Genomic DNA, 11,752 nt, shown 5'->3' with positions numbered 1-11,752 from the left:
GCGCCCTCTAGCGCGCGGCGGGCCGCCACTCCGGCCCGTCGACCTCATAGCCCTGCGCCTCCAGCCCCTCCAGAACCCCGCCCGGTTCGGCCAGGGTGCGCAGGGGCGCCACCGCCAGCGTCACGCCCGGCTGGGTCAGGGCGCCCGCGATGGCGTCGGTCCAGTCCGCGCGCAGTTGCGGCCCGACCTGCGGATCGCCCCACGGCCAGCAGCGGTCCACCGCCTGATCGACCGGCGAGGCCAGCACCTCGGCCACCCTCAGCCCGCTCCACGCCTCGGCGCGCAGACGCACGGCCTCAGGCCCCAGCTCGGCCGCCGACAGGGCCGCGCGCAGGCATTCGCGATGGCTCTGCGGCGGGGCGGCGATCAGGCTGTCCACCAGATCGGCGCCGCGCACCACGCCGACCGGACTGATCGGCACGCGCGCCTTGCGGGCCGCGCGGCGCACAGCGTCCGTGGTGCCGACAGGGCGCGATCCCTTCTCGCCCGCCTGATCCTGAATCAGGTCGATGGCCAGCAGCAGCAGGCTCTCACGCCGCCAGCGGTCGTTCTTCGCATCGGCCATCAGGGCGTCCAGCCGCGCCTGATCCTCAACGCTCAGATAGTCGGCGGTCGTCGTGCCTTCGGGCAGCCATCCGATGGTGCGGATACGCCACATCAGCCGCAGCACATCGGCGGGCGAGGCGCGTCCACGTTGCGGGAACAGAATGCGGTCGGCGCGTCCGGCGGCGTCTTCCAGCGCCTGCGCCCGCCATTCAAAGCCCCGCGGCGCCTCTTCGATGGAGCCCACCAGAATCATCACCCCTTCGCCGTCGCGCCGCACCGTCCACATGGGGGCGCCTGCCCGGCGGGCGGTGACGACAACTTCGTCCACGCGGACGGCCGCGTCGCTCTGGTCCTGGAAGGCGAAGGCCCCGACGGCCGACGCCGCGGCCGATGCAAGCAGCAGGGCCGACAGGGCGGCCGGAAGAAGACGGGTTTTCATGCCCCCTATTCTAAGGCGCCGAACGGACGTCCGATATGAACATTCCGTAATGCTGTCAGCGATTTAATCCACCTGTCCCGCTTGTAACTGGAGATCAGGCGCTCCGGCCGTCACACCTCTGCCGACACCGAGGGAGAGGACCAGATGACACCCAAGAGCGCCCTGCTGGCGACCACCGCCCTGTTGCTGATCACGGCGCCGGCCGTCGCCGTCGCGGCCGAGACGCCGCCCGCGCCCGCCCGTCAGAGCGCCGTTCCGGGCGATCAGGCCGTGCTGGTCTTCCCTCCCGACTTCTTCGCCCATGCGCGCCCGAACACGGCGCTGGACATGGTCAACCGCGTGCCCGGCTTCTCGGTCAACGACGGCAGCGACGCGCGCGGTTTTGAGGGCGCGGTCGGCAACGTCCTGATCAACGGCGCCCGCCCGGCGTCCAAGAACGACACCGGCTCCAATGTGCTGGGCCGCACCGTGGCCGCCCAGGTCGAGCGCATCGAACTGATCCGCGGCGGGGCGCCCGGCATCGAGATGCAGGGCTATTCCGTCGTCGCCAACGTCATCCTGAAGAATACGGTCAGCCGCGAACACATCCTGACCGGCAACGCCTTCCTGTTCGAGGGCGGACAGGACCTGTTCGGCGGCTCCTATCAGTTCACCGAGCGCCGGGGCGACCGCACCTGGGGCGTGACGCTGAGTGACGGCATCTCCAACAGCGATTCCAACGGCGCCGGGCCCGTCGTCCGCGTCGGCCCGAACGGCGAGCTGCTGCGCAACGAGGACTATTACAACGACGGTTACGGCGGCGGAAACTCGATCCGGGGCAACTTCTCCAGCCCCTTCATGGGCGGCAAGGTCGATCTGACCGCCCGTCTGGGCATCAACGACTGGCACAACATCAACCGCCAGACCGCGCCCGACGTCCTGCGCGAGAGCCTGTATGACGAAGACAGCCACAGCGGCGAGTTCGGCGTCGTCTACACCCGCCCCCTGTCCGAAAAGATGAAGCTGGAGACGCGCTTCATCCATGAGTTCAGCGACTATGACTCCGTCTCGACCTCGCGTGGTCAGGTCGCCGGGGTCAAAGGCCCGGAACAGCTGTTCAATTCCGACGGCAAGTCATCGGAAACCATCCTGCGCGGTCTGGTGCGCCATGAGCGCTCGGCGTCGATCGACGTCGAGGCGGGCGGCGAGATCGCCTACAACATGATGCAGCGCGATCAGGCCTATTTCATCGACGGCGTGGAAGAACTCCTCCCCTCGGCCTCGGTCAAGGTCGAGGAGACGCGCGGCGAACTGTTCGGCAAGGCCACCTGGCGCATCAATCCCAAATGGACGCTGGAAAGCGGCCTGCGGCTGGAATCCTCGACCATCAGCCAGTCGGGCGACGCCAATCAGGAAAAGAGCTTCTTCTTCGCCAAGCCGCGCATCCTGGCCACCTGGACGCCGGCGCCGAACAACCAGCTGCGGCTGCGGCTGGAGCGCACCGTGGGCCAGCTGGACTTCAGCGACTTCGCCGCCTCGACCGAACTCGCGAACGAAAACGTCCTGGGCGGCAATGTGAACCTGCATCCCGAAACGCGCTGGGTCGTCGAAGCGACCTATGAGAAGCGCTTCTGGGGCGAGGGCATCGTCAGCATCGGCCTGCGCCATGACGAGATCAGCGACGCCATCGACGTCATCCCGCTGGAAGGCGGTTACGCCGCCATCGGCAACATCGGCGACGGGACGCTGGATCAACTGGTGCTGAACGTCACCGTGCCGACCGACAGACTGGGCGTTTCTGGCGGCAAGTTCAGCTTCAAGAACACCTGGAACCACACCGAGGTCACCGATCCGACCACCGGCGAAATCCGCCCCATCTCCGGCATTCGCGCCAGTCAGGCCAACATCGCCTTCCAGCAGGACATCACGCGTTGGAAACTGCAATGGGGCGCGAACTGGATCCCGCTGCTGGGCCAGAAGAACTATCGTCCGGACGAGATCTCGGGCTGGCGCGGCCACGACTATTACGAGCTGTGGGGCGAGTACAAACCCACGCCGACCCTGGCCATCCGCGCCCAGGTCAACCTGTGGGACGACTTCAACGTCGAACGCACCGTCTTCGCCGATCGCCAGACCCGGCCGGTCGCCTTTGTCGAGAACCGCTTCGTGGACCCGCGCACCTTCTATCAGATCCGTCTGCGCAAGACCTTCTGATCGGACAGAACAGAACCCTGCATCCCGGCTTCGGCCCCCCAACATCGAGGTCGGGACAGACGGGCGCGACAGACAGACTGAAAAGGGCGGCACCTCCTGCGAGACGCCGCCCTTTCCTTATGGCCTCAGCCGACCAAGCGATCAGTGAACGCCCGCCATGCCCTTCTTCAGCAGCGGCGACAGCAGCAGCAGGACCACGCCCACGCCGACGCCCGTCATGCCGATGGTCCCGAAGATGGAGCCATAGGTCTGCAGCGCCAGTTCCGGATTGGTGACGACGCCCGCCACCGTATCCGTGGCCGTCGCGGCGGCGATCCAGCCGGCGACGATGTGGGCCACCGACGACGACAGGAACCACACCCCCATCATCAGGCCGACCACGCGCGCCACCGACAGTTTGGTGATCATCGACAGGCCGACCGGCGACAGGCACAGCTCGCCGATGGTGTGGAAGGCGTAGGTCAGGAACAGGATCATCAACGGTACGCGGAACTGTTCGTTGAAGTTGTTCGCCGCCGCCCACGACAGCAGCAGGAAGCCCGCGCCGACCAGCATCAGGGCCACCGAGAACTTCACCGGGGTCGACGGTTCGCGGTTGCGCTTGCCCAGCCACACCCACAGGGCCGCCATGATCGGCCCGCCGATCACGATGACGCCAGGGTTGAACATCTGCGTATAGCCGGCGTTGAACCAGCCCGGCATCTGCGTCGACTGGTCCGCGAACAGGGTCAGGGACGAACCCGCCTGTTCGAACAGGGCCCAGAACAGCACCGAGAAGAAGATCAGCACCTGAGCCACCAGCATCCGCGACCGCTCGGCGCCGTTCAGCCGGAAGACGGTGTAGCCGACCACCGAGACGAAGGTGATCATGGCGACCGGGATCAGGATGGTCTGCACGATCTCGTGGCGCTGCATCAGCATCCAGATGGGGAAGACCGCGACGATGCCCGCGATCCAGAAGAAGGCCTCGACCGGCACGCCGACGATCGAGCGGCCCTTCAGCGGAACCGGCGGTCCGCCTCGACCTTCCAGCCACGGCGTTCCGACCAGGAAGGTCAGCAGCCCCAACAGCATGCCGAAACCCGCCAGACCAAAGCCGTAGGCCCAGCCATAGGTGAAGCCCAGATAGGAACACGCCGCCGTCGCCAGCAGAGAGCCCAGGTTGATGCCGACGTAGAAGATGGTGAAACCGCCGTCGCGACGCGGGTCGTTCTGCTCATACAGAGCGCCCACGACGGTCGAGATATTGGCCTTCAGAAAGCCCACGCCCATGATGATCAGCGACAGGGCCAGGAACAGGACCGGCTCGCCAAAGGCGGTGTCGCGCTTCGTCTCGACCTTATAGCCGCCTGCGGGGGTGAAGGCGGGGAAGCCTTCGCTGACGGCGGCGACGGCCGCAGCGTCCGCCGCCATCGCGGCCGCCGGTTCAGCGCCGACGCGCGACACGCCCTTCGGGTTGATGGTGATCTGGACCCGCTCGTCGCCGCTGACGGCGAACATGGTGCGGTTCTGGTCGCGGCCGTCGACCTCGATCTGATAGGTGCGCTCGCCGATGGTCAGGCTTTCCTTGCCGCCCGATCCCTCGAACGCCATGGTGAAGTGACCGGCCACCAGCAGGACCGCGCCGATGATCACCGCCTTGCGCGCGCCCAGATAGCGGTCGGCGATCATGCCGCCCAGCACCGGCATCAGATAGACCAGCGCGGCATAGGCGGCGTAGATGCCCTGCGCCTCGGCGGGTCCGAACAGGAAGTGCTGGGTCAGGTACATGACCAGCAGCGCCCGCATTCCATAGTAGGAGAAGCGCTCCCACATCTCGGTAAAGAACAGGACCACCAGCCCCCGCGGGTGACCCAGGAAGGTCTTGCGTGGCGCCTCGAGCGCGCCCCCTGCGTCCGTCGTGCTCAACGGCAAGCTCCATCTCTTGCGCCCCCGACGGGCGCGGAAGCGTTCAGGAACAGCACGGTCACGAACTGCAAACAAGCGTTAACGACGAAATCCGGCCGTCAGTTCGTCGCACGCAGGCCGCTATTTTGCGCGCGTAGATAGCGATTATACCATTATACACTTTTTACGAGAATGCTCTTCAGGCTGATTTTCGGCCGATGGAGAGCCTTGATGTCGCTTCGCCCGCTGCACGCATCCGATCTGGACGCCGTCAACCGGCTGCACCGCAGCGTCTGGTGGCCCGAGCGCTCGGCGGCGGGCTGGCGCTGGCTGATGAACAACCCCGCAGCCGCCGAAATCGACGCGCCCCACGGCTGGGTCATCGACCACGGCGAGGGGCCTCAGGCCTGTCTGGGCAACTTCGTGCAGCGCTTCTGGCTGGACGGCCGGCCGCTGTATGGCGCGACGGGCTATTCCATCGTGGTGCCCCCGGCGCAGAGGGGCCGCAGCCGCGCCCTGATCAACGCCTTCGTCGACCAGCCCGCCTGTTTCGCCCGATACACGCTGAACGCGAACGCCCGCTCCAGCCCGCTCTACAAACGCCACGGCATGCTCCCCTGGCCGCCGCAGGCCCATGCGCTGAAGCTGTCATGGATGATCGATCCGGTCGCCTGTCTGTACGGTCGGGGCCTGCGCGAAGTGGTGGACCGCGCGCCGAGACTGGCGCGTCTGCTGGGCGAACAGCTGTCGCCCCTGCCCCGCCTGCTGAACGGACGCGGGCTGCGCCGGGCACAGGCGCATCTGCCGCCCGGCGTCAGCCTGTCGCCCGACCTGTCAGATCGCTCGGACTACGCCCGTTTCTGGACGTCGCTGCGTGAGGAAGGACGGCTGACGGCGGATCGCAGCCCCGCCGTCATGCGCTGGCGTCTCAGCGACCCCGACCTGACGGTGCCGCCCCTGACGCTGGCCTATCGGCAGGGGGGAAGCATCACCGGCTTCGCCGTCGCCATGCTGAACAAGCAGACGCCTCTGGAGCCGCCGATTCTGGAGATCATCGACCTGATCGCCCTGAAGAATGATTCCAGCGCGATCCGCGCCCTTTGCGAAAGCCTGCGCCGTCTGGCGCCCGCCCTGGGCGCCGCCAAGATGCGGCTGCAGGTGGCCTCGCCGGAGTTACAGCACGCCCTTGGTCCCCTGGCCGAACGGTCGCGGCGCGAAGGCGGCTGGGGCCACTGTCATGTCGCCTTCGATGACGGGATGCAGGACGCAGGCTGGCGCCCCACCCCTTATGACGGCGACTATTCCTTCTGCCTGCGGCCTTTGCCGCATCGCGCCAGCGCCGCCCTGCGGCTGGCCCCTGCGCCAGCGCGCGGTCAGAAGATCGAGGCGAAGGCCTGATCAGGCCCTCGCCCCGTCGTCAAATCAGCCCCGCGCCTTCAGTTCGTCGCGGATTTCGGCCAGCAGGGCCTCGGTCGCGGTCGGGGCGGCGGGCGCCTCCGGCTCGGCCGCCTGCTCGCGGCGCATCTTGTTGATCATCTTGACCATCATGAAGACCACGAAGGCCACGATGACGAACTGGATCACGGTGTTGATGAAGGCGCCGTACTGGATCGCGACCTTCTCGATGCCCTCGGCCGCGTTCTCGGGCTTCAGCACCCATTCCAGCTGGGAAAAGTCCACCTGGCCCAGCAGCAGTCCGATCGGCGGCATCACCACCTGATCGACCAGGCTGGTGACGATCTTGCCGAACGAAGCGCCGATGATGACGCCGACCGCCAGGTCGACGACGTTGCCGCGCGCGGCGAATTCCCGAAACTCGGTCAACAGGCTCATGACTGTTCTTTCTTTTGATTGCTGAGGTCAGGTTGTCGCGAGGATCAGGCGTCGTCGGAAGCGTTCAGACGTTCGCGTAATTCCTTGCCGCTCTTGAAGAAGGGCACGGCCTTGGCCGGCACCTCCACCGTTTCGCCGGTCCGGGGATTGCGCCCCGTCCTGGCCGGGCGGCTGCGCACCGAAAAGGCGCCGAATCCGCGAAGCTCGACCCGACCGCCGTCGGAAAGCGCCTCTGTCATGCGGTCCAGGATCACATTCACGACCCGCTCCACCTCCGCATGGGTGAGGTGCAGGTTCTCAGCCGCCAGCTTCTCGATCAGTTCAGACTTGATCATTCAGGCCCCCCGCCATGGTTTCACCGTCCGGGACCACACCCTAACCGTCTGTCGCCACAGGAAGAAAGAGGCAAAACGTATCGTCGTGAAGGTTTCTTGCTTTCGATGCGGACAGGTTTCGTCGCCCAGGCCCCTCCATGCGGGAGAAAAACACGATCCGCATTGAGAGCAATTCCCGAAATGGGTCATCGCAGAGCCCCTGTCTCGGATAAGGCGGCAAAGAAAAAGGGCGGCCGGATCGCTCCGGCCGCCCCCGTTCCCTTGGGATAGGAAAACCTATTCCTTCGACGCGTTCTTGAGCGCGGCGCCCAGGATGTCGCCCAGCGAGGCGCCCGAGTCAGACGACCCGAACTGTTCGATGGCTTCCTGTTCGTCCTTCATCTCCAGAGCCTTGATCGAGACCGAGACGCGGCGCGTGGCCTTGTCGACGGCGGTGATCATGGCGTCGACGCGATCGCCCACGGCGAAGCGCTCGGTGCGCTGCTCGTTGCGGTCGCGCGACAGGTCCGACTTGCGGACGAAGGCCGTGACCGGCGCGTCGTCTTCACCGAACTTCACCTCGATGCCGCCGGTTTCGATCGCCGTCACGGTGACGGTGATCTGCTGGCCGCGCTTGTAGGTGTCGCCTTCCATCGGATCGCCGCCCAGTTGCTTGACGCCCAGGGAGACGCGCTCCTTCTCGACGTCGACGTCCAGGACCTTGGCCTTGATCATCTCGCCCTTGCGGTAGCGCTGGATGGCTTCTTCGCCCGACACGTTCCAGTCCAGGTCCGACAGGTGGACCATGCCGTCGATGTCGTTGTCCAGGCCGACGAACAGGCCGAACTCGGTGGCGTTCTTGACTTCGCCCTCGACGGTCGAACCGACCGGGTGAGCCTCCAGGAAGGCCTCCCACGGGTTGTTCTGAGCCTGCTTCAGGCCCAGCGAGATACGACGCTTGGCGCTGTCGACGTCCAGGACGATGACGTCCACTTCCTGCGAGGTGGAGACGATCTTGCCCGGGTGGACGTTCTTCTTGGTCCAGGACATTTCCGAGACGTGGACCAGGCCTTCAACGCCGGCTTCCAGCTCAACAAAGGCGCCGTAGTCGGTGATGTTGGTGACGCGGCCGGTGTACTTGGCGTTGACCGGGTATTTGGCTTCGACGCCGTCCCACGGATCCGACTGCAGCTGCTTCATGCCGAGGCTGATGCGCTGGGTGTCCGGGTTGATCTTGACGATCTGGACCTTGACGGTGTCGCCGACGGCCAGGACCTGCGACGGGTGCGACACGCGCTTCCACGACATGTCCGTGACGTGCAGCAGGCCGTCGATGCCGCCCAGGTCGACGAACGCGCCGTAGTCGGTGATGTTCTTGACGACGCCTTCGCGGATTTCGCCTTCCTGCAGCTGGCCGACCAGCTCCGTGCGCTGTTCAGCGCGGGCTTCTTCCAGGATGGCGCGACGCGAGACGACGATGTTGCCGCGCGGACGGTCCATCTTCAGGATGGCGAAAGGCTGTTCCTTGCCCATCAGCGGGCCGACGTCGCGGACCGGACGGATGTCGACCTGCGAGCCCGGCAGGAAGGCCGAGGCGCCGCCCAGATCGACGGTGAAGCCGCCCTTGACGCGGCCGACGATGGCGCCGTTGACCGGGTGGCCTTCGGCGAACACGGCTTCCAGACGGGTCCAGGCTTCTTCGCGGCGAGCCTTGTCGCGGCTGATGACGGCCTCGCCCATCGCGTTCTCGACGCGCTCCAGGTAGACTTCGACGTTGTCGCCGACCTTGGGCAGGACGGCGCCTTCGCCCTGGCCGAACTCGCGCATGGCGATGCGGCCTTCGGTCTTCAGACCGACGTCGATGATGACGATGTCTTTTTCAATGCCGACGACGCGGCCGTGAACGACCTGGCCTTCGCCAAGGTCGCGGCCCTGCAGTTGTTCGTCGAGGAGCGCGGCGAAATCGTCGCGGGTGGGGTTGAGGGTTTCAGTCATGGAAACTCTTGAGGTTGATGAAAGGCGAAACGCGCACGACCGGGGGGACCTGCGCGAATGGGGTGTAAAAAGAGGAAGTCAGGTCGTCACGAGACGAGGCGGCACGCGCTCGAAAAGCGCGAAACAAAAGCCAGAACGCCCGCGGCCGTCGAGGAAACCGGAGCGTTGGATTCGCCCGGCGGGATCAGATCCCGGCCGTGGCTCGCGCCGCCTCGACGATACGGCGGGCCGCATCGAAGGCGGCCTCTATACCCATATCGGTCGTATCCAGCAAGACGGCGTCGTCCGCCTGGACCATCGGGGCGTCGTCGCGACCGGCGTCGCGGGCGTCCCGGCGGCGGATATCCTCCAGCATGTCGTCGAAGGCGATGACCTCGCCGCGCGCGGTCAGCTGCTTCCAGCGACGCTCGGCCCGCACTTCAGGGCTGGCGGCGATATAGAGTTTGGCCGGGGCGTCCGGCGCGATCACCGTGCCGATGTCGCGACCGTCCAGCACCGCCCCGCCCGCCTGGGCGGCGAAGTCCTGCTGCAGCTTCAACAGGGCCGCGCGCACGCCGGGATAGCTGGCCACGCGGCTGGCCGCCTCGCCCGCGCCGCGATCAGTCAGGCGCGCGTTGTCGCTCAAGCGGGTCAGATCGAGCGCCTGCGCCGCCTGCGTCGCAGCCTCTGCGTCGCCCAGATCGCCGCCCGCATCCAGCACCGCCAGCCCCACGGCGCGATACAGCAGGCCCGTGTCCAGATACGGCAGGCCGTAATGGGCGGCCAGACGCGCGGCGATGGTGCCCTTGCCGGATGCGGCGGGGCCGTCGACGGCGATGACGAGCGCTTGGGTCAGGCTTTTCTCTCCTGCGTCAGTTCACGAATGGCGATCAGCAGACAGAGGATCGCCACCCCCGTCGTCACAAGGACGACGACCCCGTAGAAGCCGTTCAGCGCCCAGAACACAAGCGGCCTCTCGCTCAGGGCGACATCCGGCCCCTTGCCGTGACGCAGCAGGCCGGTGTGAAGCGCCCGCCACACCTCGGACCCGCCCATGTAACAGCCCCAGCCGAGCGCGATGGCGATCGCCAGCATCTGCACGCCGGTCCAGAAACCCGACCGCCCGGCGGACTCGGGTTCGGCGGTTTCAGGCACGATCGTCCGAAACCGCGCCGCCCAGCCCGTTCATCATCTCGACAAAGCCGGGGAAGCTGGTGGCGATCATCTCGGGGTCGCGGACCGAGACGGGCTGTTCCGCCGCCAGACCCAGCACCAGATGGCTCATGGCGATGCGGTGGTCGTGGCCGGTTTCAACGGTCGCGCCGCCCTTCACCGGACCGGGCGCGCCGGTGACGATGAAGCCCTCCGGCTCCTCCTCGACCTGAACGCCGCAGGCCGACAGGCCCGCCGCCATCAGGGCGATGCGGTCGCTTTCCTTGACGCGCATCTCGCCGATGCCGCGCATGACGGTCGCGCCGTCCGCAAAGGCCGCCGTCACCGCCAGGATCGGGTATTCGTCGATCATGGAGGCCGCGCGGTCTTCCGGGACCACGATCCCCTTCAGCGCCGAATGACGGGCGGTGATGTCGCCGACCTCTTCGCCCCCGGCCATGCGGCGGTTGGCGATGGTCAGGTCTGCGCCCATGTCGATCCAGGTCTGGAACAGGCCGGTGCGTAAGGGATTCAGCATCACCCCCTCGACCGTCACCTGCGCCCCCGGAACCACCAGCCCCGCCGCCAGCGGAAAAGCCGCCGAGGACGGATCGCCCGGCACGGCGACGTGGGTTCCCTTGAGCTTCTGGCCGCCCGGCAGGCGGATACGCCAGCCGGCGCCCTCTTCGATCACCTCGACCTCGGCCCCGAAGGCGCGCAGCATCCGCTCGGTGTGGTCGCGGCTCTTCTCGGGCTCGACCACGACAGTCTCGCCGTCCGCATTCAGACCGGCCAGCAGTATGGCCGACTTGATCTGGGCCGAGGCGACGCTCTGGACGAAGGTAACGCCCTTCAGCCCGCCCCCGCGCAGGGTCAGCGGCACCCGGTCCTCGGCCGCGTTCCAGTCGAAGCGCGCGCCCATGTCGGCCAGCGGCCCGGTGACGCGCTTCATTGGCCGTTTACGCAGCGAAGAATCGCCGTCGAAGGTCGCCGTCAACGCATAGCCCGCGACCGCCCCCATCAGCAGGCGCACGCCCGTCCCGGCGTTGCCGCAGTCGATGACGCTGTCAGGCGAGCGCAGCGGCCCGCGTCCCTCGACCCGCCAGCGCCCCTCGCCGATCCGCTCGACATGGGCGCCCAGCGCCTGCATGGCGCGGCCGGTGGCCAGGATGTCGTCGCCCTCCAGCAGGCCTTCGATTTCCGTGGTTCCTTCGGCCATTCCGCCGAAGATCAGGGCGCGGTGCGACATCGACTTGTCGCCCGGCGCGCGGACCACGCCTTTCAGTTCGGAAGCGCGGGACGCGGTGAAGGTCTGGGGAGTGCTCACCCTGGTGCAGGCTCCGGATGTCAGGAAGGCCGCGCAGGCGCGGAAAAGAAGGCTTTTGACAGCGGCTCCCGCCGGTGGCAAGGGAGC

Annotated in this window: 10 protein-coding genes; 2 read left to right on the top strand and 8 right to left on the bottom strand. The window is 67.0% G+C overall.

Translation table 11 applies throughout. The features are described 5' to 3' along the window. Nucleotides 1–7: 7 nt before the first annotated feature. A complete protein-coding gene (locus ABE454_RS02400) occupies nt 8–985 on the bottom strand; it encodes a TraB/GumN family protein (protein ID WP_346528674.1) in 978 nt (325 codons plus the stop codon). 144 nt (nt 986–1,129) lie between these two features. On the opposite strand from ABE454_RS02400, the gene ABE454_RS02395 reads away from it, so the two are divergent. Then, entirely contained in the window at nt 1,130–3,178 is a 2,049-nt protein-coding gene (locus ABE454_RS02395; protein WP_346528672.1) for a TonB-dependent receptor plug domain-containing protein, read from the top strand. Nucleotides 3,179–3,319: 141 nt separating this feature from the next. On the opposite strand, the gene ABE454_RS02390 is transcribed toward ABE454_RS02395, so the two are convergent. Then, the gene (locus ABE454_RS02390; RefSeq protein WP_346528670.1) at nt 3,320–5,086 is read right to left on the bottom strand and encodes a peptide MFS transporter; all 1,767 of its coding nucleotides are present in this window, start codon (nt 5,084–5,086) and stop codon (nt 3,320–3,322) included. A gap of 210 nt (nt 5,087–5,296) precedes the next feature. Here ABE454_RS02390 and ABE454_RS02385 point away from each other — a divergent pair, with 210 nt between their 5' ends. Continuing rightward, nucleotides 5,297–6,463, top strand: a complete 1,167-nt coding sequence (locus tag ABE454_RS02385) for an N-acetyltransferase (RefSeq protein WP_346528669.1) — start codon at nt 5,297–5,299, stop codon at nt 6,461–6,463. A 24-nt stretch (nt 6,464–6,487) separates the two neighbouring features. On the opposite strand, the gene mscL is transcribed toward ABE454_RS02385, so the two are convergent. From mscL to aroA, 6 genes are all read right to left on the bottom strand, one after another. Continuing rightward, nucleotides 6,488–6,898 (bottom strand): large-conductance mechanosensitive channel protein MscL, encoded by a 411-nt coding sequence (mscL, locus tag ABE454_RS02380; RefSeq protein WP_346528667.1) that lies wholly within the window; start codon nt 6,896–6,898, stop codon nt 6,488–6,490. 44 nt (nt 6,899–6,942) lie between these two features. Further along, the gene (locus tag ABE454_RS02375; RefSeq protein ID WP_346528665.1) at nt 6,943–7,233 is read right to left on the bottom strand and encodes an integration host factor subunit beta; all 291 of its coding nucleotides are present in this window, start codon (nt 7,231–7,233) and stop codon (nt 6,943–6,945) included. A 276-nt stretch (nt 7,234–7,509) separates the two neighbouring features. After that, nucleotides 7,510–9,207, bottom strand: a complete 1,698-nt coding sequence (gene rpsA / locus ABE454_RS02370; protein ID WP_346528664.1) for a 30S ribosomal protein S1 — start codon at nt 9,205–9,207, stop codon at nt 7,510–7,512. 184 nt (nt 9,208–9,391) lie between these two features. Further along, on the bottom strand, nt 9,392–10,042 hold the full coding sequence (gene cmk / locus ABE454_RS02365; protein WP_346529084.1) for a (d)CMP kinase: 651 nt from the start codon (nt 10,040–10,042) through the stop codon (nt 9,392–9,394). Continuing rightward, nucleotides 10,039–10,341, bottom strand: coding sequence for a hypothetical protein (locus tag ABE454_RS02360; RefSeq protein WP_346528662.1), 303 nt, complete (start codon nt 10,339–10,341; stop codon nt 10,039–10,041). The genes cmk and ABE454_RS02360 overlap by 4 nt, the downstream gene beginning before the upstream one ends. Further along, nucleotides 10,334–11,665, bottom strand: a complete 1,332-nt coding sequence (aroA, locus tag ABE454_RS02355; protein WP_346528660.1) for a 3-phosphoshikimate 1-carboxyvinyltransferase — start codon at nt 11,663–11,665, stop codon at nt 10,334–10,336. Before aroA ends, ABE454_RS02360 begins: the two co-directional genes overlap by 8 nt. Nucleotides 11,666–11,752 lie beyond the last annotated feature (87 nt).

Origin of the sequence: Brevundimonas diminuta (assembly GCF_039673845.1) — a bacterium.
Taxonomy (GTDB): domain Bacteria; phylum Pseudomonadota; class Alphaproteobacteria; order Caulobacterales; family Caulobacteraceae; genus Brevundimonas; species Brevundimonas diminuta_E.
This window is presented reverse-complemented; position numbering and strand designations above follow the sequence as displayed.

What these genes read in the sequence shown, in the direction of transcription:
- ABE454_RS02400 (WP_346528674.1), bottom strand. Translation starts at nt 985, where the DNA reads ATGAAAACCCGTCTTCTTCCGGCCGCCCTGTCGGCCCTGCTGCTTGCA.
- ABE454_RS02395 (WP_346528672.1), top strand. Translation starts at nt 1,130, where the DNA reads ATGACACCCAAGAGCGCCCTGCTGGCGACCACCGCCCTGTTGCTGATC.
- ABE454_RS02385 (WP_346528669.1), top strand. Translation starts at nt 5,297, where the DNA reads ATGTCGCTTCGCCCGCTGCACGCATCCGATCTGGACGCCGTCAACCGG.
- mscL (WP_346528667.1), bottom strand. Translation starts at nt 6,898, where the DNA reads ATGAGCCTGTTGACCGAGTTTCGGGAATTCGCCGCGCGCGGCAACGTC.
- ABE454_RS02375 (WP_346528665.1), bottom strand. Translation starts at nt 7,233, where the DNA reads ATGATCAAGTCTGAACTGATCGAGAAGCTGGCGGCTGAGAACCTGCAC.
- rpsA (WP_346528664.1), bottom strand. Translation starts at nt 9,207, where the DNA reads ATGACTGAAACCCTCAACCCCACCCGCGACGATTTCGCCGCGCTCCTC.